This is a genomic window from Metabacillus litoralis, from assembly GCF_003667825.1.
In the GTDB taxonomy this organism is placed as follows: domain Bacteria; phylum Bacillota; class Bacilli; order Bacillales; family Bacillaceae; genus Metabacillus; species Metabacillus litoralis_B.
Genome location: NZ_CP033043.1, coordinates 1,169,345 through 1,195,643, shown reverse-complemented (window position 1 = coordinate 1,195,643; position 26,299 = coordinate 1,169,345). Strand labels below are relative to the sequence as shown.

Sequence of the window (26,299 nt, the reverse complement as noted above, 5' to 3'; positions counted from 1 at the left end):
TCCGCCGTTGTATTACAAATATAGTACCATAAGTTCTTCATCATAATAAGTTTCTTTAACTTTTAATGCCTTTTGATCAATACCAAATGTTTTGAAACCTAATAATTGATAAAGGTTTTTTGCTCCTATATTGCTCGATGAAACAGTTAAATAAAGTTGCTCGATTCCTTCAATAGACTTTGATTTGTTAATGGCTGCTTCTACTAACTTTTTACCTATTCCCGCTTTGCGGTAGCTAGTACTAACATAAACAGCGACGATATTAGCTCTATGTTTTAGTTTATTTTTTGTTTCCGGCAACAATGTAGCAACAGCAACTAATTTTTCATCAACAAATGCTCCAAATGTGAAGGAGTTTTCTACACTTAACCTCTTTTCTACAGTAGCTATAGAATGGGTGATTTCCTCCTCATAACTGGAGCTGAATGCTTCTGGATGCTCTTGTAACGCCTTTAATCTTAGACTTTTATAAACAGCTGCGTGTTTTTCACTTAATAATCTTATATCCATCTTTTTTCCTCTCTTTCAAGGAGATTCCAATCCATTGTACCAAATCAAGCGGGTATTTCGTTAGTTGAGTAAAAAAACAAATAATAACAAAAGATAAAGGTAAGAGAGATTTGAGAAATCAAAATATTATATTAGTCAAGAGCTGGTGATACCCTTGCGTAGAGGACGACTGAATAGAAACTCTATACCATTTCTTTTATTAACAATTATTCATCTTATTATTTTTTCACAATTACTAAAACGAAAAAGAGAATACACATGGACACTGCTTCTTTCAAATATTGGCTTTGCTTTCTTTTTTGAATACTTTGTACTAAATCTTTTTCAAGCATACACCTATAAGCCCTCCATCTTAAAAATAAAATATTTAGATAATATTCTTGGAGCAATTTTATCTCAAGCCTTTTATGTACCCATTACAGCAACGTTTTTAACGATTTATAAAAAGAATTGGCGGTGGAAAGTTTCCTTCATCACATATTTTTATGTTGTTGAGGAATTATTTCTTCGCTTGGGCATTTATAAAACTAACTGGTGGAATCCAAAATTCACTACAGTCTTAATGCTTATATATTTTTATATAAGCGATTACTTTTATAAAATGATTGAGAAGAGAAAATATTGGGCTCTTAAATTGGCTCAATATTTAACAATTGTTGTAATTGATGTTACCTTTATGTATACGTTGGCTGTAAGAGGAAAATTAAAATTTGGGGTTGGGTTGCTACATACCTGGAAGGAACATTTTATCATTGCACCTCTTTACAGTTTACTACTGAGTTTTTTCTCTACCTTTATCTCTTCCAAGCGTGGAATCATTTATCGCTTTTATCATCTTTTGTATTTTTTAGTGGTTGATTATTTACTTATAAAGGTTCGCTTTGTGAGAATAAATTATAGTGCCTTTCTTCAGTTTTTTCCCTGGCACCTATTTGTTATTTATGTTTCACGTTTGGTATATAAGGAGATATTTTCAAACTCAAAAGAAAGAACATAGTTAATTTAAAATAGAGGGTGACTCAAAAGGTTGTTAAATTACGACCTTTTGAGCACCCTTTCTTTATTTTTGGTGTAGAAACCAAATAAGTAGGATTTTTTATTTAAAAAGAGGTATTCCTACCCTTATTCGCATCCAATTTTCTCTTTTACTATATTTCTTTTTATTGCTTTCTGCATTTTTTTACAGTTATGTGCAACACAAAGAAGCCCCCATTCAATCGTATTTTTTTGGAGGCCACGCATCGAAAAGCGTCTGTACTGCTGATTATGTTTTATTTGTCCAAATACACTTTCCACATCACATTTTCGTTGGTTCTTGTATAAGGTGGTGTGGTAACTTCATTATACAAAATAGGGCGATTTTTTTGTTTAATCATGTCTTTAAAAGAGGCTGTTTTAGTAGGGTGTTGCAGATAAATATTATTTTTAATGGAACGAACTAATTTTACCTTATTTACTTTATTTTTTTAAAAAAGTACGCAAAAAAAGGCTAATCCAAAGGTCTAAAACCTAGACTTTTGGATCAGCCTCTATTTTTTATTTATAAGTTTGGTGGGGTTAGTTCTAGTATAGTCATTCAGTAGCCATTTGGTGTCGTCTGTTCAGCTCTTCAGTTAGTTCAAGCACAACAGTTCTTAGATGTATGTCTTTAGTTACTTTTGTTGACTTTCCTAGAATGTTATATAAATGAGCAATTTCATGATCTTTTAAAACACTAAACATTAGAAAACCTAAAATGGCATCTTCATTCTTTAGTTGTCGTTATACATGATGTTTAATTCTAAAAGAATGATGCCTTATTCAAATTAACCTAGTTGTTGTTGCGCCATTGAAACAAGGCGTTTTGTAATTTCTCCACCAACAGATCCGTTTGCACGTGATGTTGTTTCACCGCCAAGATCTACACCAAATTCATTTGCGATTTCCACCTTCATTTGCTCAAGTGCATGTTCAGCTCCAGGTACGACTAAGTTATTTGAGTTATTTGCCATAATCAATTCCTCCTTTGTATAGTGTACTTGTAACATTTGTCGATAGTTTGTATATTATGCATCTTTTTCAAAATTTCCTTCTAAAAAATTTGAAAACCTCGTCCTGAAGGTATAGTCCAGGCATTAAATGCTTTTGTTTTTTTATAAAAAAATATGCTAAATAACATACATTTGGATGTACAAGCTAACACCTAGTTAATAACTGGAGTAGAAAAAATTGGTTTGGCAAATAATGATAGTAACAACCATTTTTTTCATGCGATAGGAGAGAATGCTCAATGTCACGTGAACACATATTAGAGGAAATAGATTCTTTAGATGCCAAATTAACTGACCTAATTCTCGAATACTGGAAACAGTTTGCTCATTTTGGAACTTGGCAATTTTGGTTTAACGTTGTTTTCTTTTTTGTTCCATTAATTTTCACCCTGTTTTTTATTGATCGTAAAAACATCTTTCGAATTTGTTTTTATGGGTATTCTTTTCATGTGATGTTTGTTTACTTAGATGTATTTCTTACTCGTTTCAACTATTGGGATCATCCTTATTTTATGTTTCCTTTTATACCCGTTAGCATTCCTGTTGATGGATCATTTGTTCCAGTTGCATTTATGTTTGCTTATCAAATTTCAACTAATCGCAATCGTAATTTTTATATTTTAACCTTTATCACTTCGGTACTAATCACAACAATTGCTTTTGTATGGCATAAGCTTGGATTGTTGCTTTTTTATAAAGGAATGAATATTTTTCATGTTTTTCTTCTTGATGTAGGTATGTCTATTCTTGCGTATTGGTTTACTAATCTATTTGTCAAATTGAATCAAAGCGTAAAGTCATAAACACATTTTATTCAATATCCAGTGTAAAGCGCACCATATCTCTGCATTGGATACCATTTTCATATATCGGTTCATCATAATGTTTGACGAAAAAATCAAAATCAACGCCTGTTAGTCTAAATCCACATTTTTGATAAAAGGCCATTTGATCGATGCTAGAATTTCCAGTGCCAACTTCCATTACTTTAAATAATTTTTCTCTAGCTACGGAAATCGCATGCTTGATTAATAACTTGCCAACACCTTTTCCTTGGTAATCCTCTGAAACAGAAATATTCACTAACTCCACAGAATGTGGTCTTGTAGGAAGTAGCACTAAAACTCCAATGACCATGTTCTCCTGATTTTCAGCAACAAAACACATTCCCCGGTTAAGGTAATCTTCAATTATAGATACTGAAGGATCCGCAAGTAATAATAATTGTATTGGTGGTGTTTCTTCCTTTTGAAGTGCTCTAATCTTCATTATTGAAAGCTCCTTGTTTTGAGAAAGATACTTTTACAATTCTATTTCTTTAATACTCCCAAATATTCCTTCCAAGGCCCAACGTCATCATAATACCTCTTTGCCATGACTCTAACGATTTGCGAAAGATGTGTAAGATCATGAACAACCCAGGTTGAAAGAAGCTCTCTTATTTTGACCACACCGAAAGCGGGATGTGTCCCCTCGATTTCTAGATGATGATGAGGATTAATTAGTTCTTTTAATTTTTCAATGTTTGTTTCTCTAAGTTGGTTAAAAATTAGTAGTTTTTCTTCAATCGTACTTTCAGGCTTAGTCAAATGTGAAAAACGATCAAATGCAGGAAAATGTTTGCTCTTTCCATCATGTAGAATAGATTCTAATCTAGGAATCCAATTATGTAGTTCAGCTTCAATTAAATGTTCAACAATTTCAGAAGCATTCCACGTTCCTTCTCCTTCATTACAATGCAGCCATTGATCAGAAAGTCCAGATAAAAAATGCTCCAATGCTTTTGGTGTTCTCGATAATACCTCGATTGCTTCATTCAAATGAAAATTCATCATATTGCTCCTTTCTATGGAACTAGTAGAATATATTTTTCACATGTAACAAAGAAAAGTAAGAAGTGCTAAAATAGTGTTAGAAATTACCATTTCATAAAGAGAGGTACTTATGAATTATTTAGGATGGATCATTATTGCATGCGAGGTTTCATTTTGGGTTGTTATATTACTAGGGTTAATGGGACGATATTTACTGCAGCTTCAAAAGCTTGGTTTTTTACTGTTAGCTTCTACCCCCATTATTGACCTTTTGTTAATTATCATTACAAGCATTGATCTGTATCGCGGAGCAACAGCAACTCTAGCACATGGAATTGCTGCAGTTTATATCGGGGTTTCTCTTGCATTTGGAAAAAGTATGATTAATTGGATGGACGAAAAATTCCAATTTTATATAATGAAAAAACCGTCGGCTAAGCCGGTGAAACGATACGGAATTCCTTTTGCAAAGCATTATGGAAAAGGATTTATCAAGCACGTTGTAGCATTTACAATTGGTGTAGCAATCTTAGAAATGATGATCATCTATATTCAGGACCCTCAAAGAACCGAAGCACTCAATACAATGGTAAGCGTATGGTTAATCGTTTTAGCGATTGACTTATACATTACAACAAGCTACTTTATCTGGCCCAAGAAAGAAAAAACAGCAAAGAAACCCCATTAAAAAACGGAGGTATTGCATGGAATCGACCTGTCAATGCCTCTTTTCTCCTTTACATTCCTGAAGTTAATATAATAAATCCCTAAGAAAACGGGAGGTCTACTTAGGGATTTATTATAAATAACAAACCTATTATACTACATCTTTTTTTAATATTAACTAAAATATTACATTTATTGGTGTTTTTTATAAAAAATTATTGTAAGTGCTTTGGAGGAGCTTCTTTATGTCTATTATGTTTAACTTCTGCAAAAATGTCCTCTTTATTTTCTGGCTTTGTATTATTGTTAATTAGGCTTAAAATTTCATTTATATGAGTAAGTTGAGCATTACTAGGTATTAAGTTTACAATTGTTTGTTTAAATTCGTCAAAATCCTTCTTTGTAACAGGCTGTGCTTCTTGTTTTAACTCATACCCTAATTGACCATTTGGTTCCAAGGTTGCCCATTTTACATCACTAATTTTCGAAATACTATTTTGGCGAAGCATCATTTCTAGTTGATCTACAGATAATCTAAGTTTTTTAAGATTTTGCTCATTTAAATTTCCGTTATCAATGATAATTTTCGCCTTACCTGTAATCGCTTTTTCAAATTTGTCTGATTTCATTTGAAGAATTTCCATAACTAAAAGAGTCCCAACTAATATTCCTCCGACTAAAAATGTCGTCCAAACATTTTTACCCGCAACAGGCTGAATAAGGAGAGTACCGATACCAACCATTAATACTGTCTCAGCTAACGTCATCTGAGAAATTGTTTTTCTTCCTGCAATTCTCAATAAAACGGTTCCAACCAGAACGATGAGAATGGCTTTCCAGATAAAATCCCATTCCATGTATCACTAACCACCAATCTTTATATAGTTGAGTTAATTTCATAATTATGACTCATAAATCAAAAAACGAACATTTTTCTTCACCTTGAACATGTTAATAAACAATACACGGATAAAAACATTATTTCATGTGAAATTTCATACGTTTTTTGGTAACAAATGATACATTATGAAATTGATTCAGTTAATGATAATTTTCCCAGATTCCTAACCATTATCCATTGTTGTTAGTAGTTATTGGAATAAAGAAACGTTAAGATCCTTTTTGAAGTGATATACGAGCAGTGAATGTAGCTGCCCTCTATGGTGATAAAGATGAGCTATTATTTCTAACAGCCATTCATATCTAGAATATGTAACACCCCAATATGAAGTTGTCATTTCTAAAAGCTCGTTCTCTGTATAATTTAAAAATGCTTTCTCAAGTATTTTATAATGTTTTTCTAAAGCTTGTTGCAAGCCTTCTAACGTTTTGTATGAATGAGCATTATAAAATGAAGACATTTCCCCTTCTGTTGCCCCGTTTAAAATAAGTAAATCAGCTTCACATAACACTGAAATATGCTCCAAAAGCTCACCAATTGAGCGTTTAGTTGCTAAAGCCTTTATATGTAAATCTTCTTCTTTCAACTGATTAATCATGGTAGATACAGAATCAAGAGCCAGCTTGATCTGTTTTAATGCACTCTTTGTATATAAATTCATTTTGAAACTCCCTTAATCTAGTTTTATACTATATTATAATAAAGATTTTAGGAGGCATACATGTGATAGATCATACTTTTTATATGAAAGAAGCTTTAAAAGAAGCTGAAGAAGCAGGAAAACGCGGAGATCGACCAATCGGGGCTGTGATCGTTCATGATGGGAAAATCATTTCACGAGGATCTAATCGGATAAGCACGTTAGAAAACGAAGTGGCACACGCAGAAATAAATGCAATTCATAGCTGTGCAGCCTATTTAAAAAAACATGCTGAAAATTGTAAAATCTACACAACTGTTGAACCTTGTATGATGTGTTTAACAACTATTGTTATGGCAAATATACGACATATTGTTTTTGGTGTTAAGGATAACTATTTACAAATGGAAAACTTTATCGAATCTGTTCCTTATGTCAAAAAGAGATTGTATACATATGAAAGTGGCATTTTATCAAGCGAATCTGAACAGATTATTAAAAAATACTCACCCTTTATGGCAGAAATTATTTTTAATGGGCGGAAACCGTCTTAAATTTCGCCTTAGGTTAACTGGAATAAGATTTTATCTGGGATAATGGAGATTTATCTTCGATTTTAGACGTTTTATCTTCGATTTTAGATGTTTTATCTTCGATTACGGAGATTTATCTTCGATTTTAGATGTTTTATCTTTGATTACAGAGTTTTATCTTCGATTCTGAACGTTTTATCTTCGATTATGGAGATTTATCTTCGATTCTAAACATTTTATCCTCGATTACGGAGATTTATCTTCGATTCTAAACATTTTATCCTCGATTACGGAGATTTATCTTCGATTACAGAGTTTTATCTTCGATTCTGAACGTTTTATCTTCGATTACGGAGTTTTATCTTCGATTACGGAGTTTTATCTTCGATTACGGAGTTTTATCTTCGATTCTGAACGTTTTATCTTCGATCAGACAAAAATCGACACTATTCCCGTTACCTAAAACCAACTTAAAAAGAGGTCATCAGAATGACGACCTCTTCCCTTCAGCAATTAATCCATATTTACCCAAACACTTTTTACTTCTGTGTAATTTTCTAATGCATAGCTTCCCATTTCACGGCCGATACCTGATTGCTTATATCCGCCAAATGGACTTGCTGCGTCAAATGCGTTGTAGCAGTTTACCCATACAGTTCCAGCTTTAATACGGTGTGCAATGTAGTGTGCTTTTTTAATATCTTGTGTCCAAACACCTGCTGCTAGACCATAGTGGGAGTCATTTGCTTTGTCAACAAGATCATCTAAGTCATCAAACGGCATCGCAGCAACAACCGGTCCGAAGATTTCTTCTTTTGCGATCGTCATTGAATTATTAACATCGGCGAAGATGGTAGGAGCTACGAAATAACCTTGTTCAAATGGAATAGTACCTCCAGCCAGAACTTCTGCTCCTTCTTCAATTCCTTTATCAATGTATCCTTTTACACGATTTTGCTGTTGTGCTGAAATGAGAGGTCCCATTGTTGTTGCTTCTAATAATCCATTACCTTGAGAGATATCTTTTGTTAGGGATACTAGATCTGCAACAACATTATCGTATTGTTTTTTCTGAACATAAAGACGACTACCCGCACAGCATACTTGACCTTGGTTAAACATAATTCCCATTAAAGAACCAGGTACAGCCTTTGAAAGATCAGCATCCGGTAAGATAATATTAGGTGATTTCCCACCAAGCTCAAGTGTTACACGCTTTAATGATTCACTTGCCTGTCTCATAATTGCTTTACCAACAGCTGTTGAACCTGTGAAAGCCACTTTGTCTACTAACGGGTGATTTACTAATGGTGAACCAGCTGTTTGACCGAAGCCTGGAACAATATTAACAACACCTTTAGGGAAGCCAGCTTCATTAATTAATTTCCCTAAATATAGTGCAGATAATGGCGTTTGTTCTGCCGGCTTAAGGACAATTGTACATCCTGTAGCAAGGGCAGCCCCAAGCTTCCAAGCAGCCATTAACAATGGGAAGTTCCAAGGAATGATCTGTCCAACTACACCAACTGCTTCATGACGTGTGTAATTGAAATAGTTCCCTTGTACAGGAATTGTTTGTCCTACAATTTTTGTAGACCATCCTGCAAAGTAACGGAAATGTTCAATCGCTAACGGAATGTCAGCGTTTGCAGTTTCACGAATCGGTTTACCATTATCTAATGTTTCTAACTGTGCAAGCTCTACCTTATGTTCTTCAATTAAATCAGCTAGTTTATAAATTAAACGACTTCTTTCAGCAGTTCCCATCTTCGACCAAGGACCATTGTCAAATGCTTCTCTAGCTGCTTTTACTGCAACATCTATATCCTCTTCTCCTGCTTCAGAAACAGATGCTAGTTTCTCACCAGTTGCCGGGTTTAATGTATCAAATGTTTTACCACTTACTGCCTCTACCCATTCTCCATTAATAAAAAGCTTTTTGTCCCCATTTAAAAATTCAACTAATCTAGGGCTCAATTCTAGTTCTTTTGTTCCTACGTTTTGTACCATTACATTCCCTCCTAAAATATAAAAAGATAAGTTGGATAGCTAAAAGAATTTATGTAAGACAAATTGATGTATCAATAATAATTGGTGACCGTACCACCGCTATCAAATATATTAATGTTTAGATCGTGTTAGAACACAGAATGGAAACTATTTCTATTATTTTATTTTCCTCATAAAACACTCCTCTCAATTTTAATTCGTTAATAACTAAGCAAGAATGATGCCAAATAGTAAACGCTTATAAATAAAGAGGATTACAAAAAATAATGAATAAAAAGCCGAAAAATTGGCTATATTATGCCGTTTTTTCGTCACTCTGCCAAATTTGCGTAGAAAATCCTAGATTGGTTACTCTTTTTTTAAAAAAACCTATCTTAATCACATCATCAATACCTTATTTTTTTCCATAATTTTAATCAACCTTTTCCTTGAGATTCATTGTAAAAAGCTTATAATATATATATTATTCTTAACAGGATTTTTCAATTAGTAAGAACAGGTGATCATATGATAATTAAGCAATTACTGTCAAATTTAGCTATATTAACTTCATTACTTTTTTTATACACTCAACTAACAAAATCTTCTCCTCTTCAAAGATCTTCAACTATCTCAAGGAAATTACTTATGGGAAGTACTGGTGGCCTTTTAAGTAATGTCTTAATGCAGTATAGTATGCAGTTTGAGAGCACGATTGTAGATTTAAGACATATTCCGGTTATATTACTCGCTTATTATGGTGGAGCAGTTCCCGCTTTAATTGCGATGCTGTTTGTTATTATCGGACGCTTAATGATTGGCATTAACTTATCTGCGTATGCAGGTGTGATTTTAATCGTACTAATAACTTTGATTTCTATCTATCTATCAAATAAAAATCTATCTAAAAAGGTTAAAATAATCTACATCTTAACTCTTTCTAATATTATATTTTCAGTTTTAGTATCCATTATATTAACAGATGCTCATATTTTAATGTTTTTAATTCCATCTTATTGGGGAATTTCATATCTGGGTGGATTTATTGGTTTTTATATGGTTGAGTATTTACGAAACAGCCAAGAGCTATTTGACCGATACAAATCAGAGTCTTCAACAGATGGGTTAACTGGACTAAACAATGTTAGAAAATTTGATGAACTATTCAATTCCTTTTTATCGACAATTGAACAAAAGCAGGAAAAACTATCTCTTCTATATATTGATATTGATCATTTTAAAAGAATTAATGATACATACGGTCATAAAGAAGGTGACGTTGTTTTAAGAGAATTAGGAAATATCTTAAAAAACTCAGTAAGGTCGTTTGATATCGTTAGTCGTAATGGTGGCGAGGAATTTACAATTATTTTATTAGATTGTTCACTTGAAAGAGCAAAGGAAATTAGTGAGAGTATTCGAGAGCGAGTGGAGAAATATAACTTTACTTTAAACTCTGGTGAAAACATATCGATCACTGTTTCCATAGGAGTAGCCTGTTATAATGACACAACAATGAATTCAGCTTCATTAATTGAAGATGCAGATAAAGCGTTGTACCAAGCGAAGAGAACTGGAAGAAATAAGGTATGTGTATCCAACAGTTAATTTTAAAAAGGGTGTTCACAAAGAATGATGAACATCCTTTTTAATAGTCTCTAATAAACCGCTCAAAAAAAGAAAATAAAAAGGACATCTTCTTTTATTAAGAAAATGTCCTTTTTAAACGTTCGTTTATGAACCCATTTTTCTTCGTGTATTACTTGTTTTTTTGTGTTGCTGACTTTTCATTTTTTGATTAGAAGCAGCACCGCTTAATGATTGTTTATTATTAGAAAGCTTTTCTTTCTTTTTTGCTAATTGTTGCTCCATTAATTCCTTAAGACTTACTTTCTTTTTTTCGTTTGTATTGTTTTCTGAATTCGACATGATCTTTTCTTTATCTCCTTTTATATAGGACAATTATTGTCATTCTTGCTTATTATAATAAATATTTTGGCATAATCAAAGTGTTATTATGTTTTTTCGTTTAACAAATATCTCAGCTTTCTCATCGTAATTTGCAGTCGTTTTGCAGCTTCCTTCCTGTTTCCATGCGTGTCTTTTAACGTTCGCATAATAAACGATTTACCAACCTGTGATTCTAATTCTTTGACTTGGGCCAGCACCTCATCTAGCTTAACTTCATCTTTTTGTTCAAATGTAGTCAATGTTTCTGTCAGCCATGTTTTTAAGTAACTTTCCAAATTACTTTCTTGTTTATCTGCCTTAGAGGTTATCACTTGACTTTTAGTTTGGCGATTTATTGGTAAATCATCTGCCTGAATAATGGTAGCATTAGGATCAGCTAACATAACTGCTCTTGTAACAAAGTTTGATAACTCTCTTATGTTTCCCGGCCAATCATATGATTGTAATAAGTCTATCGCAGAATTAGAAAATGAGAGTGACGTGCCAGTTCGTTGCAGTAAATGCTGAACAAGGAGTGGAATATCCTCCTTCCGCTCACGTAATGGCGGAATTATTAGATGAACAACATTTAAACGATAAAATAAATCTTCTCTGAATTTCTTTTGTTTAACAGCTTCTTTCAGATCTTCGTTCGTCGCCGCTATTAACCTAGTATTGGTTCGAAGCATGCTCTCACTACCAACGCGCATAAACTCCCTTGTTTCAAGAACTCGAAGTAATTTTACCTGTATCGCATAAGATGCTTCAGCAATTTCATCTAAAAATAAGGTTCCGTTACTGGCAATTTCAAATAATCCTTTTCGAGGCTGGGTGGCACCAGTAAAGGAACCCTTTTCATGACCAAATAATTCACTTTCTAGTAAATTTTCAGATAGTGCACCACAGTTTACACCAATAAAAGATTCTTGATGCCGATCACTTGCTTGATGTAAAAAGCGTGATAAGACTTCTTTTCCTGTACCAGTTTCACCCTCAATTAAAATATTTACCGGTTTTCCTGCAACCTTGGCAGCTGTTTGAATAAGTTGATTCATTGTCCTACTATTCCCTACGATAAGACCTGATTCACGGGCTATCTTTTCGATATGATGTTGATTCGTAAAACAGGTAGATTCTAGCAACTTTTCTACTTGCTTTTCTAATAAATCAATATCGTCAAAAGGTTTTTCGATATAATCACTTGCACCTAGTTTTATCGCATCAACAGCTGTCTTAATGGTACTGTATCCTGTCATAATCATTACTTTACATGCGGGTTGAACTTGCTTTAGATTTTGCAATAGTGTAAGACCATTTGCATCCGGTAATTTCAGGTCTATCATAGCAACATGAAATGGCTCTAACGAAAAGTCAATTTCAGAAAATTCCTTTCCACTATTAACGACTTTTACATGATATCCTTTAGACTGAAAAAGACGAGATAAAAAGTAACCAATTTCCACTTCATCATCAATAATTAAAATCGAAATCATACACTCGCCTCCGTTTTATTTGTTGGTTGAAGTGGCAACACGAGTTGAAAGGTACTGCCTTTGTTTACTTCACTTATTACATCAATACTTCCACCATGTGTTTTAGCGATTCCTATGCTTACTGATAAGCCTAAACCAGTTCCTTTTTCAGCTTCTTTTGTTGTATGAAAAGGATGAAAAATTTTTGACAAGCGTTCTTGTTCTATGCCAATACCATTGTCACAGACCGAGACCTTAACTGCTTGATTATCCAGTAATGTTATGATTTCAATTTCTTTATCATCTTTTACTATCGCTTCTACTGCATCTTTTGCATTTAGTAGCAGATTAATGATAATTTGTTCAATTTGCTGCTGACTTCCTTCGATCATTGGAAGATCTTTATGTAAGTTTGTGATGACGGTTATTTGATTTTTTTCCAACTGATATTCTAACAAATTTAACACCTGCTTCACCGCATCATTTATATGAAAAGATTGAAATGTATACTCCTCTTGTCTTGAGAAAGCTAGTAAACTTTTAATTATATCTTTACAACGAATTCCACAAGTTTTAATATCTCGTAAAAGAGTAAAAGAATCATCGTCGTCCTTTACATTTCTTAATAAAAGCTGTGAATTTCCTAAGATCGCAGTGAGTGGACTATTTAGTTCATGAGCTACTCCTGCTGCCATTTCCCCAATTGCAGCCAATTTTCCTGAATGAAGTAATTGTACTTCCATTTTTCGTTTTTCTGTTACATCTTTTACATACGCAATAACGCCATTTACGATGTTTTTATTGTTATAAACGGGATATGTGTAAAGTTCAAAGGTGGATTGGTCCTCAAAATGAATTTCTTTATATCTGGCTTTTTCTGTTTGAAATGTTTTATTAGCCAATCTTTTATAGTGTTGTTCTAGGAGAAGATTATCTTTATGATGATGGGTTTTCAAAAAATGCCTAACGGAGTCGTTCATTTGAATAACATTTACATGCTTATCAAAAATAATGATCATATCGTCAACTGCTTTAAATGTGTTCTCCCACTCTTGCTTTGACCTTAACACCTCATTATATAATTGGGTATTTTCTATACTAACTGCTAAATGATCGGCAAGCTGCTCAAGAAATGCTATGTCATCTGAATGCCAATGTTCACGAAAACAACGACCGATACAGATTACACCGATTTCTTTGTTTTTACTATAAATGGGCACAACGAGAATGCTGGTTAGCTTTAGGTTTCTTAAAAACTCTAGTTCATGAAAATTCCAGGTTGGAGTTTCTACCTGTTGAAACATAACTTGCCGTTTAGTTAAAGCCATCCAGTAAAGAGAGCGATCGCGAGGTAAGTCTATCCCACGTTCTATGGTAAAAGTGTTTTCTGGGAAAACGTTAATTAAAGTAAGGCTTACATTTTGGAGTAGAAAAAAGCTTAATCGATCAAATTTTATAATATTTTTTAGTTTATCAACCATATTATTTAAAATCTCTTCTAGTGTCATATCGATTTTAATACTCTTCATCACTTCGTTCATTATTTCAAGCTGCATATTTTTCTTTTGTAACATATCAACTGTTTTCTTAAGTTCTGTATAATAGCTTTTCTTGGAAGATTCAACACCTGTTAACAGGGCAATCATCTCGTTTTTATCTTCAAGCAAAAGAATTTCCTCCTTACAAAACCTGATGTAATAACTGCTTCATTTGTTCAAGATTCATATCACGAGGATTTGTTATCATACATGCATCTTCTAATGCAGTTTGACAGATTGATGTAATCATATCTTGAGAAATTCCAACCTCTCTTAATTGCTTTGGAATTCCGATATCAGCTGATAACTCTCTTACATATTGTATTGCAGCATTTCCAGCCTCTTTTTGGGTAAACGCTCTTGTATCAATTCCCATACAATCTGCCATATCGATAAATCTTTTTGGCGCTGCAATAAAATTAAAATCCATTACATATGGTAAAAGTATTGCATTTATTTCCCCATGAGGTAACGGAAACCTTCCACCAATCGCATGAGAAAGAGCGTGTGCTGCTCCTAAAATCGCATTAGAAAAAGCAAGTCCTGCCTGTAAGCTAGCCATCGCCATTGCTTCCTTTGCTTCTTCATTTGTTTTTGATGCAACAGATGGTCTTAGATAAGTCGCAACAAGGGATAGTGCATTTTTCGCTTGTACATCTGTTAATGGTGTGGCGGCGATACTCACATAAGCCTCGATAGCATGAGTTAAAACATCCATACCAGTTGCAGCCGTTAAACTGCTATCTTTTGTCATTAAAGTAAGAGGGTCAATGATGGCAATGTCTGGTACAAGTGATTTCGAAATAATTGTCATTTTCTTTTTTCTAGTTGAATCCACTATTACAGAAAACTGGGAAACTTCAGATCCGGATCCCGCTGTAGTCATAATCATGATCATAGGTGGTAGAGGATGGACGATTTTATCGATTCCTTCATAATCCTTAATTTCTCCTCCATTTGTTGCCACAATCGCAATAGCCTTCGCCACATCTAATGCGCTTCCGCCACCAACACCAATAATGGCATCACATTCGTTTTCTATATAAGATCGGCATCCGTTTATCACTTCGGTATCCTTTGGATCAATCGTAATATCTGTATATGTGGCAAATGGAAGACAAGATTCTTTGCAAAGATTAACAACTTTATCTAACCAGCCAGCTACTGCAACTCCTTGATCACTCACAATTAATACCTTTTTAGCACCAAGACGTAAACATGCCTCACCCGCTTGTTTAATCGAGTTTTTACCAAAGATAATTTCAGGTGTTACAAATTTTGATATATTCATCGATATCACCTTTATTCGATTTTTATACTATGTAATTTCTTATTAGTTTTGGAAAATCCTTCTTTTTTGTCGAGAAATGTGTTAAACGCTTACATTTTTACAATCAATTGGATAAAATCTCTAGTTATCCCATATTTTTAGAGGTATAATCAAACCTCCCAACACGTTATGATGAATTTATAGCTGCGCAGAAATAGAATTCTAACAACAAGGAGCGTGTTGTGCTTGAAAAAGCAAATTATCTTAACAATAGCCACTCTTGGAGTCATTTCGACTGGATTTACAAAACCAGCTTCAGCCCACGAAGTAACATATAAGGTTCAAAGCGGTGACTCATTATGGAAAATATCCTTTAATAATAACTTATCTGTTCAAGAAGTTATGCAATATAACAACTTAACGACCTCTACCATTTATGTTGGACAAGAATTATCATTAATTGCTCCACATTCACATGAAACACCAGTTGAAATAACAACTTACACCGTAAAATCCGGTGATTCCCTTTCTTTAATTGCAAAAAACTTCAATACAACTGTAACAAATTTAAAAACGTTAAATAACTTAACATCTGACCTTATATACATTGGACAAGTATTAAACGTAGAAGGTCAAGCTACAGTTACTCCACCACCTCCTACGGTAACGAATACTACAACGTATACCGTACAATCTGGTGATACACTATGGAAAATTTCTATAAATACTGGTTTAACCGTGACACAGCTAAAAACGTATAATAATTTAACGAGTGATTCAATTTATACGGGACAAGTGCTAAAATTAACGGGATCAACAGCTACTGCACCTGTTACATTAAATGCAGAAGCATTAATTACTGAGGCAAAAAAATATATCGGAGTTCCATATGTTTGGGGTGGAAGCACTCCTACAGGGTTTGATTGTTCTGGCTATTTAAGTTATGTTTATAACACACAAGGAATAAAAATACCACGTACGGTGGCAACAATCTGGGAAGCAACAACAACCGTTTCTTCTCCACAAAAAGGAGACCTTGTTTTCTTTACAACAACTGCACCAGGTCCAACACATGCGGGTATTTATCTTGGGGATAATAAATTTATCCATGCTGGTTCATCTACAGGTGTAACAATTTCTGATATGAATAACACCTATTGGAAGCCACGTTATTTAGGTGCTAAAAAAATAAGCTTATAGAATGCTAGATTTGTTGCATATATGAATAGAAAAAGGAGCCGCTTATTTCAGCAGCTCCTTTTTTCATTATTTATTTATAATTAAATGTTCAAATTTTTTCTTTTAGATAAACCAGTCATAATAAAACATGTAACAAAGGCAACAGAAGTAACAATTATGGCAAACATGAATCCGACTGCTCTCATAAACGTATCTTCACCAGGGTAAAGAGGCTCTAATCTAACTAAAAAATAGAAAAAGACTATCGTTAAAATCAGGTAGAAACTACTGCCAACTGCCCCCATTTTCAAACGGGTTAACTTTGTACCTTCCCAAGCATAATTGATCATGCTCATACAATTACACTCACAATCACCGCAACAGCATGAAAAGGATTGCCATAACACCCAGAATGAATAAAACCGACAAGTTTTATCTCCACCTTATTATGTATTTCAAATTCAGTTACCTTATTAATTATAGGTATGTTTTTATCGTTTATCAATAAAAAAATATCCTTATAAACAAAAGAACAAATAAGTATTTCTTTCTTTAAGTACAAAAAAGAAAAAGATACTGTTCGTAGAGGTATAGGAATTGATAGGCGGAGAAATTCCGTTTAAGGTATATGGTAGGTGCTTAAGAAGCCGTTATAAGCGGATATATTCCGGTTAACTTCTATATATATAACTAAATCTAAAGAATAGATTCATATAAGCGGAAAAACTCCCCTTATTTTGTCGAAAATGTTGGTATTTCCCTATTTAAACGGAACTTTTCCGTTTATTTTCAAATTTAGTATAAAAAATGCTTGGAGACACAATTACAATGTTCCAAGAATTTTTACTAATAAAATTATCTGTTAATGTAAGTGCAAATGGCCGTTCGAATAGTACGGTTATTTCTAATTTTGTACTTCAAAACCTCAAACCCCTTTTGAATACAGACATCGGTCTTATTTAATATGTTTATTACTAAATAATACCGAGTGTACTTAAAAATACAATAACAATGGTAAGTGGTACTACCCATTTCATTAGAAATCTCCATACTTTAAATAAGATAGGCGAAAGTGAATGACCTATACCAAACTCTGCTTCTACTAACTGTTTATTCATTTTAATGGAGATAAAAAGAGCAATAAGTAGGCAGCCTAACGGTAACATAATATTACTAACCAAGAAATCAGTAGCATCAAATATTGTTTTTCCGAAAACATGAAAGTTCTGTAGTTTGCTAAAAGATAATGCTGCAGGAATTCCCGCAAAAAACACAACAACTCCAGATAGCCATGCTGTTCTTTTACGTGTTGACCTTTTATTGTCAGTGAATGCTGAAACGATAATTTCTAATAAGCTAAACGATGATGTTAAGGTTGCAAATAAGAAAAGCAAAAGAAATATAGCTAGAAACAACTCACCCAAAGGCATTTGCGAAAAAACAGCAGGTAGCACCATAAATAGCAACCCCGGACCTTCAGCTGGTTCTAATCCAAACGCAAAAACAACTGGAAAAATAGCGAGACCTGCTAGTAACGATACTAGAATATTCATGACAACAACTGTACTTGCAGAGGATGGAATGCTCACTTTTTTTTCTAAGTAGGAACTATATGTAACCATGCATGAAAAACCAACTGCTAATGCAAAGAAGGATTGTCCAAGTGCATATAGAACAGATTCAGCAGTGATTTTTGTAAAGTCAGGCTGTAAGAAAAATCGTACTCCCTCCAATGCACCTTCTAATGTTAATGCTCTAACAACCAAAATTAAAAATAGAAGAAACAAAATCGGCATCATATACTTACTTGCTTTTTCAATCCCATTTTTAATTCCTACTGATATAACAATCATGTTTATAAGTAAAAATACAGCTAAACCTAGAAGTGTAATAAGTGGTGATCCTGTAATGCTACCAAATAATTCTGGATAACTTGCATTAGGTTCTATCACACGGCCACCGATTGCCATTATCGTATAAATTAGCACCCAGCCTCCAACTACTGCGTAAAAAGAAAGCAATAAAAAGCAGCCAATCACTCCTAATGGTCCAATAATTGTCCACAAACTGTTTGGTGCTAGTTTTTTATAAGCGGAAACAGCTTCACTTTGAGCCCCACGTCCAATAATAAATTCTGAGATTAGCATCGGTAAACCTATTAGAACAGTAAACAGAATAAAGAGTAATAAAAAAGCTCCACCACCACTCGTACCTGCTACATAGGGGAATTTCCATATTGCCCCAAGTCCTATTGCTGCCCCTGCTGAGGACATGATAAAACCAAATTTCGATGACCATGTTTCTCTATTTGTATTCATTAGTTCCCCCTTAAAATAATTATTATTTTATTATAGCTTATGGAAGGTGGTATAGCATAAAAAATAAACTTCATATATTATTTTCCCCTTGTACAAATCCATTATTTTCTATACAATAGAACATAAGTTCGATTTTATGGTTATTTTGTAGAGGAGTTAAATAAAGCATGAGACCAAAGTTATGTAAAGAAATGAACATAGAGGATTTTAAAAATTACTATTGGCTAAAAGAAGAGCTCGCTACTTTCTGTAAAGAAGTTGGTATACCATCATATGGATCAAAAATAGAATTAACGGAAAGAATTATCATGTTTCTAACAAGTGGTGTTATACCTAAAGCTCATAAGAAAAAAAGTTCAAAAACAAAGCAATATGATTCTCTCTCTTTGGATACTGTCATTATTTCAAATCACAGATGCAGCCAAGATATTAGAGAGTTTTTCACAAAAGAAATTGGTAAAAAATTTCATTTTTCAACTTACATACAGAACTTTTTTAAAAACAATGCTGGGAAAACATTCAAAGATGTCGTTAACGCCTGGTATGAAGAAGAAGAACGCAAAAAAGATCCTTCATTTACTAAAGAGCTCTCGCCACAATTTGAATATAATCAATTCATAAGAGATTTCTATCAAGATCCGACCAATAAGGGAAAACGTCGAAAAGATGCGATAGATGCATGGAACACCATAAAAACTCTACCGGGAGATAATAAATACAAATCCTCACACGTTAGTATACATAAAAAGGAGTAAACACTTTGTAGTATTTACTCCTCTTTCATTTTCTTAGTTCAGCTCCCGTTTATACTTTGCAATTCATTAACAGTTGTAAACGAATAGCCTTCTTCTGATAAAGCTTTTAAAATTCCTTCAAGCGTTTGTAGTTCATCTTCATCGTACATTGGATGAAGTAAGAGAATTGAGCCTGGTTTTATATTGTTTTTCACATACGAAATTTTTTCTGAACGAGATGAATTGTAGGTATCAGGTTCAAGGTCCCACATGATTGTCTCAATGTTTTCCTTATCTAAGTAATATGGCAATGCAATTAATTTCTTCCCATTTGGAGGTCGAAAATCAATTTCTCCCCTATATCCAGTTTGACGAATCAACTCATTTGTCTTTGTTATTTCGTCCTTAATAAATGACATTTTTTTGAATATCATCCGTTCATGGGAATAAGTATGATTACCAATATCATGTCCTGCTTTCACTATCTTTTGTCCGAGATCCATATTCTTTTCTAGTTCACTACCAATTAAGAAGAATGTAGCTTTCGCATTATATTCTTCTAATAGTGGTAAAATCTTCTCAATCTTATCAGTTGGTCCATCATCAAAAGTAAGGGCTACTACCTTTTCTTTCGTCTGAACACTATTTATTAAATCACCGAAAACTTGATAATTCCTTAAGTTCATTAGTTTATATGCACCTGTAAGTAAAAGTGCAATAGAAAGGATCAATGCACCGGTCACTATTAACTTTCTTCTCATGTAATACGTCCTTTTCCCAAAGATTTATTCATTTTCATGTAGATGTGGCCTTACTATTCGATATAAATCAAAAGTTTGCTTCCTGATTAATCAAGTACATCTTCCACCAACATTTTCCCTATCCCCATCATTTCTCGTAAATGTGTAAGAGGAACAATACTTAGTGGAATAGGGGCTCCCGCACGATATGGAGTAAGTCCGGCTTTATTTGCATAATAACTTGCACGAAATAAATGATAATCACTAGTTACAACCATTACTTCTTGTGATTTCCCTGACATTAGCTTTTGACTGAAATCAGCATTTTCCTTTGTACTTGTTGCTTTATCCTCCATCATTATTAATTGCTCCGGTATACCATTAATAATAAGGTATTCCTTCATAACAAAAGCTTCCGTATATTGCTCACCAGTATCAAGTCCCCCAGATACGATTATGCTTGATTCTGGATATTTACCATGCATGTCAATTGCTTTTTGCAAACGATTTTTTAACACTGGGGTTGGGGAACCATTTTTTACTCCAGCACCAAAAACGAGAATATAGTCAACGCTTTTAGGCTGCTTTTCAATCATCCCGCTTAATAGTAATGCTTCTAAACTTGCTGCTGTAAGTAGTCCTATGGATAAAACAATAAATATCGTTCTTTTAAGCTTTTTTCTTTTTTGTACATATTGTTTTAACTTCTTAAAATAAATACTAACTACTAAACAAATCATTCCCAAAAATAGAATAAATACAATTCCAATGTTTATTCTATTTGTCCACAATGATGCTAGTCCATAAATAATTAATAATGCAGAAAAAATCCAAAACACATTTCTCATATTACCCTCACCCAATTTTAATAGAATTATCATCTAAAATAACAATTATTACTAGTTTACCTGGAAATCTATCAAATTGTGTCATATTTTGGTATCAATTACAATGGGTTTAATTGCTTATAATAGTTACTAGGATAGATAGAGGAAAGAAAAAGTGGCTACACCTGTGAGTTTAATAACACTGAAGAATTAAACTTTTTAGATCAAAAAAAGTCCTTCAACTAGACTACTATGAAGGACAATACACATTATATTTACAAGTAAAATGCTCTCTAATTGAACATTCTACCTAAAGTTACTTCTCTCAATCTTCCTAACATACATCGATAAAAATACTGTTCGACCCAAAGTAAACACAGTAAATGACAACCATAGTTCGTGTGGAGTAATATCTCTACCATATATGAGGATTACGATAACAAACGCAAGCAACGCATAGAAGATTGAGTTTCGAACCGATTTAGCATCTGTCGCTCCTGCGAAGATCCCTTCCAATTGAAGTGCCCAAAAACCAGCGATTGGATAAATGACCATCCAAATTCCTAACTCTATAACAGCATTGTTTACTTCTTCAATAGATGTGAAAATTTTGAAGATACTCTCATCAAACAGCAGCATTATTAACGATAATAAACAAGCTGATAGAGTTCCCCAAAATAGAGATAGTGATAACGCTCGCTTGAAAAGAGGAAACTGCTTACTACCAATGGATCTTCCGACTACAATACTAGAAGCGTTTGCAAACCCTCCAAGTAAATAGGCCATCAAATAATGAATTTGCAATAATATCGCATTAGCCGCTAATGCTGTTTCTCCCAGTCTTGCACCTATTGTTGTAAAGGTAACTGTCATTGTTAACAAGCAAATTGAGCGTAGAAAAAAATCTCGATTTACTTTGAGCATTTTCACTAAAGGGGCTTTTTCAATTAAGATTCTCCATTGAATCATTGATAAGTCAATTAACTTTGTACGAATCATAAAGAATAAACCGATGAAAATAGCACTAATTTCCGCTATTACCGTTGCATAGGCTACCCCAGCCACTCCTAGACCAAACACGAGAACAAATAAGAGATCTAACACAATGTTTAGCACATTCATTGTAATTTGAGTGCTTAACGAAAGCTTTACCTTACCTAACCCCATCAGCCATCCAATCAAAACATAATTTAAAAGGGCAAAAGGAGCTCCCCAAATTCGAATCGAAAAATAAGTAGAAACAAGGTCTCCTACTGATTCTGAGGTACCAAATAAGTAGAGTGAGAGCTTTAAAATCGGAATCTGTAAAATGATAAATAACGATCCTATAAGTACAGCCAAAAACATAGGACGCAAACAAGCTAAAGCCATTTCCTTAGCATCATTTGCCCCATTTGCTTGTGAGGTAAGTCCTGTTGTACTTACGCGTAAAAAACCAAGCAACCAATACATCGTATTAAATATAACAGCTCCAAGTGCTACTGCACCAATTGCTGATGCATCGGGCAATCTTCCTACAACAGCTGTATCAACAGCACCTAAAATTGGTGTAGAGATCCCTGATATGATCAGGGGAATTGCTAATGTTAAGTATTCACGATGTGTAAAAATGCTCCCTTTATGTAAAGGAGCTGAAGTTAACACAGATTTCATTACTTTCTCCTTCTTAGCTAGCTTTATAAAGCAGTATACCTTACTAGTTGTTTTGTATAATCATGACGTTCTTCTTGTAATATATCGTCGGAAGAAAAGCGTTCCAATAGCTTTCCTTCTTTTAAAACTACTATCTCATCACATAAAAAACGTACAGCCTTTAGATCGTGTGAAACAAATAAAAATGAAGTTTGCAATTCTTTTTTAAGAGATTTTAACAGCATTAGAATTTGAGCTTGAATGGAAACATCAAGGCTTGAGGTGGGCTCATCTAATATAAGTAATCTTGGATGAAGACTAATCCCTCTAGCAATAGAAACCCGTTGCTTTTGACCACCGCTAAGCTCATGAGGATATTTAGTAAGGTGCTCCTCTTTTAATCCAACCATTTTGCCAAGTTTTTTGGCAATGTCAAATAAAGAAAGATTAGGGTATAAGGTATCTTTTCGATCACGGAAATTACTTATTGGTTCAACCATACTTCTCCATACTGGAAGCTTAGCATTCAATGAAGTAGAAGGATCCTGCATAATGATTTGAATATCTTTATACAACTCTCTTTTCTGCTTACCTTTTAACTTATGAATATCTTGATTTAAAAAAAGAATCCGACCGGAATGGATGCTTTCCATACTTAATATGCTCTTGATAAGAGTACTTTTGCCACTCCCACTCTCCCCTACAACTCCTAACGCTGTTCCTTCACTTATAGAAAAAGCAATATTGTCAAGAGCGGGTAGTTTACCGTAGTTTTTAGATATAGACTGGACTTTTAATAGAGTCACTTGTCGTTCCCTCGCCTTCTTTCGTATTCACAAGGTGACAAGCTACTTGATGAAGGGGTGTTCCCTTTAATGTAACTTGTGAATGAAGGCAAACGGGTTCACAATAAGGACATCTTGTTGCAAATGGACAGCCTTCACGATTCACTTCACCAGGTTCTCCAGGAATAAGTTGAAGATAATCAGCATCTGCCTCAAACGTTGGGATTGTATTCAAAAGTAGTTTTGTATACGGATGTGTAGGGTTCTTTTTAATCTCATTTGTTAGACCGTATTCCATCCATTCTCCACCATACATAACAGCAAGTTGATCACAATAGTTCATCACATGATGAAGCTGATGACTAATAAAAATAATTGCGGTATTGTATTGTGTTTGCAAATCATTTAAAAGCTGCATAATTTGGTCAGCATTTTTAGGGTCTAATGCGGTTGTAATCTCATCACATATGAGAAGCTTCGGATTAAGAATCATGGCAGAAGCAATAACTACTCGTTGTAACTGCCCGCCGCTAAGTTCAAAGTGATAAGATGAATAAACTTTTTCAGCCGGTAGTTGTACTCTTTCTAGCATGTCAAGAATTCTTTTCTTTCTCTGTTTTTTTGATAAAGAAGTATGTGTGGCCAATTGTTCATCCATTTGAGAGCCTATTTTAAAGAAAGGTGAAAAGCCGTTTGAATAGTCTTGAGGAATATAACAAATTTCAGTCCCAATCAACTTGTTTTTTTTCTGAAAAGAAATCGATTCTCCCTCAAATAATATGGAGCCATTCATATTAAACGACGTAGGAATGTAGCCTAAAATTGCCTGTGCGGTAACACTCTTACCACTCCCACTTTCCCCAACAATGCCTACCATATCTCCAGAATATATAGTAAACGAGAGAGATTGAATGATTGTTTGATTTGTATGTTTTACTTCGATACATAATTCTTTCATCTCTAAAAGAGGAACATTCATATAAAAGCTACTCCTTTCTGTTAGATTGAACATCTAGTTTATCTCTCAAGCCATCTCCTATTAGATTAAAGGCCATAACAACAAGCATGATCGCTAGACCGGGAAAAATAATTAAGCTTGGAGATGTTTGAAAATATAACCTTCCTTCATTTAACATTGCTCCCCACTCTGGCAGTGGTGGTTGTGCTCCTAACCCGATATACGATAGGGAAGAAATAAGAAGAATAATTTTCCCTATATCTAATGATGCTAAAACAATCACTTGTGGAAGGATATGTTTGAATAAATGCAGGGTCATGATTTTCCAAACGGAACTTCCACTAAAAGCTGACATCGTAATATAGTCCTTATGCTTTTCAGTAAGAACAATACTACGTGTTAAGCGAGCATAGCCTACCCACTTTACTGAAATTATGGCAATCATCACATTCCAAATTCCAGGACCAAGTAATCCTGTTATCGCGATTGCCAGTAAAAAATCTGGGAACGCAACAAACGTATCAATAACTCTCATGAATAATTGATCTATTTTTTTCCCGAAGTAGCCTGAAAGAACACCAACTGGTAAGCCAATCAATAAAGAAACAAAGATGGATAAAACCGATATCCCCAATGTGTAGAGGGCACCTTCTGTTAACCTCGCTAATATATCCCGACCTAGTTGATCTGTTCCAAGTAAATGCTCCATACTTGGCGACTGCAATCGTTCACCAGTGCTTACTTTTAATGGATCATGTGGATTAAATAGGTAAGATAAGAAAAAAAGGAGCATAATCAAGATGAGTAATAGTACACCCGTTTGAATAAATAGATTTCGCTTTTTCTTCTTAAGATGTAATACTTCCGTTATCACGCCCTTTGCTCCTTTCTTCTTAATTTTGGGTCTAAAAGATAATACGATAGGTCAACAATTAAATTAATACTCATGACAAAAATGCCTGAAAGTAAAATATAAGCTTGGATTAACGGATAATCTCGATTCATGATGGCTTCAACGACCATTTTTCCTAACCCAGGCCATGAAAATAAAATTTCTACAACAATTGCCCCAGCCAATAAGTTCCCAAGGCTCATACCAAACATCGTAACAACTGGTATCATGCTCTCACGTAAAGAGTATTTAAAAATTAGGCTTTTTTCACGAATGCCTTTCATTCTCAAAGCCTTAATATATGGCTTATTCATTGTTTCAAGCATCGCTGCTCTCAATAGCCTAGCGTAAACAGCAGACATTGCAAGTCCTAATGTAAGGGATGGGAGAATAAGGCTTTCGGCACCATTATTACCGATAAACGGAAGAACCTTCAACTTTACACTAAAGAAATAGATTAATAGAAGTCCCAGCCAAAAGCTTGGAATGGAAGCTCCGAAAAAAGAAAAAATTCGTCCAAGATGATCAATCCATTTTGATTGATAAACAGCTGAACAAACCCCTAATGGAATCGATATTAAGATAACAACAAGCATTCCCCCTCCCATCAGTTCAAGAGAAGCTTGTAAACGGTCCTGTATTTCACTCAAAACAGGTCGGTTTGTTAAATACGATTCCCCAAAATCTAGCTTAATCGCCTGTTTAAGCCACATTCCATATTGAACAAAGATGGGCTGATCAAAGCCCATCTCCGATCTTATATCCTCAATTTCTGCTTCTGTAATCAATACTTCATCAATATCCAACATTGCCTTTACAGGATCTCCGGGTGCTAATTTAATGAACACAAAGCTCAAAAACGAAAGACAAAGTAATACGACAATAATTTGTATAATTTTTGATAAAAGATATCGAATCACG

General features: G+C 34.0%; 29 protein-coding genes and 1 pseudogene. 8 read left to right on the top strand and 22 right to left on the bottom strand.

Annotated features, from left to right (window positions below; genetic code table 11):
• Positions 1 to 12: 12 nt before the first annotated feature.
• The gene (locus D9842_RS05690; RefSeq protein ID WP_121661664.1) at positions 13 to 510 is read right to left on the bottom strand and encodes a GNAT family N-acetyltransferase; all 498 of its coding nucleotides are present in this window, start codon (positions 508 to 510) and stop codon (positions 13 to 15) included.
• A gap of 154 nt (positions 511 to 664) precedes the next feature.
• Here D9842_RS05690 and D9842_RS05685 point away from each other — a divergent pair, with 154 nt between their 5' ends.
• The gene (locus D9842_RS05685) at positions 665 to 1,507 is read left to right on the top strand and encodes a hypothetical protein (protein WP_121661663.1); all 843 of its coding nucleotides are present in this window, start codon (positions 665 to 667) and stop codon (positions 1,505 to 1,507) included.
• A gap of 125 nt (positions 1,508 to 1,632) precedes the next feature.
• Here the strand turns inward: D9842_RS05685 and D9842_RS05680 are convergent.
• The 3 genes and pseudogenes from D9842_RS05680 to D9842_RS05675 form a co-directional block, all read right to left on the bottom strand.
• Positions 1,633 to 1,821, bottom strand: a pseudogene (locus tag D9842_RS05680) (transposase); the annotation flags it as partial.
• 261 nt (positions 1,822 to 2,082) lie between these two features.
• Entirely contained in the window at positions 2,083 to 2,232 is a 150-nt protein-coding gene (locus D9842_RS25685; RefSeq protein WP_162987318.1) for a hypothetical protein, read from the bottom strand.
• A gap of 83 nt (positions 2,233 to 2,315) precedes the next feature.
• The gene (locus tag D9842_RS05675) at positions 2,316 to 2,501 is read right to left on the bottom strand and encodes an alpha/beta-type small acid-soluble spore protein (RefSeq protein WP_162987317.1); all 186 of its coding nucleotides are present in this window, start codon (positions 2,499 to 2,501) and stop codon (positions 2,316 to 2,318) included.
• Between the two features lie 278 nt (positions 2,502 to 2,779).
• Between D9842_RS05675 and D9842_RS05670 the strand changes: the two genes are divergently transcribed.
• The gene (locus D9842_RS05670; RefSeq protein ID WP_121661660.1) at positions 2,780 to 3,343 is read left to right on the top strand and encodes a CBO0543 family protein; all 564 of its coding nucleotides are present in this window, start codon (positions 2,780 to 2,782) and stop codon (positions 3,341 to 3,343) included.
• A gap of 7 nt (positions 3,344 to 3,350) precedes the next feature.
• On the opposite strand, the gene D9842_RS05665 is transcribed toward D9842_RS05670, so the two are convergent.
• Together D9842_RS05665 and D9842_RS05660 are read right to left on the bottom strand one after the other, a co-directional pair.
• Positions 3,351 to 3,809 (bottom strand): GNAT family N-acetyltransferase, encoded by a 459-nt coding sequence (locus tag D9842_RS05665; protein ID WP_121661659.1) that lies wholly within the window; start codon positions 3,807 to 3,809, stop codon positions 3,351 to 3,353.
• A 41-nt stretch (positions 3,810 to 3,850) separates the two neighbouring features.
• The gene (locus tag D9842_RS05660) at positions 3,851 to 4,372 is read right to left on the bottom strand and encodes a DinB family protein (RefSeq protein WP_121661658.1); all 522 of its coding nucleotides are present in this window, start codon (positions 4,370 to 4,372) and stop codon (positions 3,851 to 3,853) included.
• 112 nt (positions 4,373 to 4,484) lie between these two features.
• Here D9842_RS05660 and D9842_RS05655 point away from each other — a divergent pair, with 112 nt between their 5' ends.
• Positions 4,485 to 5,042, top strand: a complete 558-nt coding sequence (locus D9842_RS05655) for a hypothetical protein (protein WP_121661657.1) — start codon at positions 4,485 to 4,487, stop codon at positions 5,040 to 5,042.
• A gap of 193 nt (positions 5,043 to 5,235) precedes the next feature.
• On the opposite strand, the gene D9842_RS05650 is transcribed toward D9842_RS05655, so the two are convergent.
• Together D9842_RS05650 and D9842_RS05645 are read right to left on the bottom strand one after the other, a co-directional pair.
• Entirely contained in the window at positions 5,236 to 5,877 is a 642-nt protein-coding gene (locus D9842_RS05650; RefSeq protein WP_121661656.1) for a DUF421 domain-containing protein, read from the bottom strand.
• 234 nt (positions 5,878 to 6,111) lie between these two features.
• The gene (locus D9842_RS05645; protein WP_121661655.1) at positions 6,112 to 6,582 is read right to left on the bottom strand and encodes a DinB family protein; all 471 of its coding nucleotides are present in this window, start codon (positions 6,580 to 6,582) and stop codon (positions 6,112 to 6,114) included.
• A gap of 62 nt (positions 6,583 to 6,644) precedes the next feature.
• Here D9842_RS05645 and D9842_RS05640 point away from each other — a divergent pair, with 62 nt between their 5' ends.
• A complete protein-coding gene (locus D9842_RS05640) occupies positions 6,645 to 7,115 on the top strand; it encodes a nucleoside deaminase (protein WP_121661654.1) in 471 nt (156 codons plus the stop codon).
• 492 nt (positions 7,116 to 7,607) lie between these two features.
• On the opposite strand, the gene D9842_RS05635 is transcribed toward D9842_RS05640, so the two are convergent.
• A complete protein-coding gene (locus D9842_RS05635) occupies positions 7,608 to 9,104 on the bottom strand; it encodes an aldehyde dehydrogenase family protein (RefSeq protein ID WP_121661653.1) in 1,497 nt (498 codons plus the stop codon).
• A gap of 507 nt (positions 9,105 to 9,611) precedes the next feature.
• Here D9842_RS05635 and D9842_RS05630 point away from each other — a divergent pair.
• Complete coding sequence (locus tag D9842_RS05630) at positions 9,612 to 10,691, top strand: GGDEF domain-containing protein (protein WP_121661652.1); 1,080 nt, start codon at positions 9,612 to 9,614, stop codon at positions 10,689 to 10,691.
• A 126-nt stretch (positions 10,692 to 10,817) separates the two neighbouring features.
• Here the strand turns inward: D9842_RS05630 and D9842_RS05625 are convergent, their stop codons facing one another.
• The 4 genes from D9842_RS05625 to D9842_RS05610 all read right to left on the bottom strand — a co-directional run bounded on the left by D9842_RS05625 (position 10,818) and on the right by D9842_RS05610 (position 15,334).
• Complete coding sequence (locus D9842_RS05625) at positions 10,818 to 11,012, bottom strand: hypothetical protein (RefSeq protein ID WP_121661651.1); 195 nt, start codon at positions 11,010 to 11,012, stop codon at positions 10,818 to 10,820.
• A gap of 86 nt (positions 11,013 to 11,098) precedes the next feature.
• Complete coding sequence (locus D9842_RS05620; RefSeq protein WP_121661650.1) at positions 11,099 to 12,526, bottom strand: sigma-54-dependent transcriptional regulator; 1,428 nt, start codon at positions 12,524 to 12,526, stop codon at positions 11,099 to 11,101.
• A complete protein-coding gene (locus D9842_RS05615; protein WP_306821502.1) occupies positions 12,523 to 14,172 on the bottom strand; it encodes a sensor histidine kinase in 1,650 nt (549 codons plus the stop codon). The genes D9842_RS05620 and D9842_RS05615 overlap by 4 nt, the downstream gene beginning before the upstream one ends.
• A 13-nt stretch (positions 14,173 to 14,185) precedes the next feature.
• Positions 14,186 to 15,334, bottom strand: coding sequence for an iron-containing alcohol dehydrogenase (locus D9842_RS05610; protein WP_121661649.1), 1,149 nt, complete (start codon positions 15,332 to 15,334; stop codon positions 14,186 to 14,188).
• Between the two features lie 225 nt (positions 15,335 to 15,559).
• On the opposite strand from D9842_RS05610, the gene D9842_RS05605 reads away from it, so the two are divergent.
• Positions 15,560 to 16,513 carry a C40 family peptidase gene (locus D9842_RS05605; RefSeq protein WP_121661648.1) on the top strand — a complete coding sequence of 318 codons (954 nt, stop codon included), beginning with the start codon at positions 15,560 to 15,562 and terminating at the stop codon, positions 16,511 to 16,513.
• An 80-nt stretch (positions 16,514 to 16,593) separates the two neighbouring features.
• On the opposite strand, the gene D9842_RS05600 is transcribed toward D9842_RS05605, so the two are convergent.
• Complete coding sequence (locus D9842_RS05600; RefSeq protein ID WP_121661647.1) at positions 16,594 to 16,848, bottom strand: hypothetical protein; 255 nt, start codon at positions 16,846 to 16,848, stop codon at positions 16,594 to 16,596.
• Positions 16,849 to 17,320: 472 nt separating this feature from the next.
• Between D9842_RS05600 and D9842_RS26190 the strand changes: the two genes are divergently transcribed.
• Positions 17,321 to 17,455, top strand: coding sequence for a hypothetical protein (locus D9842_RS26190; protein ID WP_257535985.1), 135 nt, complete (start codon positions 17,321 to 17,323; stop codon positions 17,453 to 17,455).
• Between the two features lie 11 nt (positions 17,456 to 17,466).
• Here the strand turns inward: D9842_RS26190 and D9842_RS05595 are convergent, their stop codons facing one another.
• Positions 17,467 to 18,810: a sodium-dependent transporter gene (locus tag D9842_RS05595; protein ID WP_121661646.1), complete on the bottom strand. Its 1,344-nt coding sequence runs from the start codon at positions 18,808 to 18,810 to the stop codon at positions 17,467 to 17,469.
• A gap of 167 nt (positions 18,811 to 18,977) precedes the next feature.
• Between D9842_RS05595 and D9842_RS05590 the strand changes: the two genes are divergently transcribed.
• Entirely contained in the window at positions 18,978 to 19,565 is a 588-nt protein-coding gene (locus tag D9842_RS05590; protein WP_121661645.1) for a DUF6434 domain-containing protein, read from the top strand.
• 38 nt (positions 19,566 to 19,603) lie between these two features.
• On the opposite strand, the gene D9842_RS05585 is transcribed toward D9842_RS05590, so the two are convergent.
• From D9842_RS05585 to nikB, 7 genes are all read right to left on the bottom strand, one after another.
• Positions 19,604 to 20,305: a polysaccharide deacetylase family protein gene (locus D9842_RS05585; protein WP_121661644.1), complete on the bottom strand. Its 702-nt coding sequence runs from the start codon at positions 20,303 to 20,305 to the stop codon at positions 19,604 to 19,606.
• Between the two features lie 86 nt (positions 20,306 to 20,391).
• A complete protein-coding gene (locus tag D9842_RS05580) occupies positions 20,392 to 21,132 on the bottom strand; it encodes a YdcF family protein (RefSeq protein WP_162987316.1) in 741 nt (246 codons plus the stop codon).
• 285 nt (positions 21,133 to 21,417) lie between these two features.
• Positions 21,418 to 22,764: an MATE family efflux transporter gene (locus D9842_RS05575; RefSeq protein ID WP_121661642.1), complete on the bottom strand. Its 1,347-nt coding sequence runs from the start codon at positions 22,762 to 22,764 to the stop codon at positions 21,418 to 21,420.
• A 23-nt stretch (positions 22,765 to 22,787) separates the two neighbouring features.
• Positions 22,788 to 23,549: an ABC transporter ATP-binding protein gene (locus D9842_RS05570; RefSeq protein ID WP_121661641.1), complete on the bottom strand. Its 762-nt coding sequence runs from the start codon at positions 23,547 to 23,549 to the stop codon at positions 22,788 to 22,790.
• Positions 23,518 to 24,507 carry an ABC transporter ATP-binding protein gene (locus D9842_RS05565; protein ID WP_162987315.1) on the bottom strand — a complete coding sequence of 330 codons (990 nt, stop codon included), beginning with the start codon at positions 24,505 to 24,507 and terminating at the stop codon, positions 23,518 to 23,520. Before D9842_RS05565 ends, D9842_RS05570 begins: the two co-directional genes overlap by 32 nt.
• A gap of 7 nt (positions 24,508 to 24,514) precedes the next feature.
• Positions 24,515 to 25,360: a nickel transporter permease gene (nikC, locus tag D9842_RS05560; RefSeq protein ID WP_251394045.1), complete on the bottom strand. Its 846-nt coding sequence runs from the start codon at positions 25,358 to 25,360 to the stop codon at positions 24,515 to 24,517.
• Positions 25,357 to 26,298: a nickel ABC transporter permease gene (nikB, locus tag D9842_RS05555; protein ID WP_257535984.1), complete on the bottom strand. Its 942-nt coding sequence runs from the start codon at positions 26,296 to 26,298 to the stop codon at positions 25,357 to 25,359. The genes nikC and nikB overlap by 4 nt, the downstream gene beginning before the upstream one ends.
• Position 26,299 lies beyond the last annotated feature (1 nt).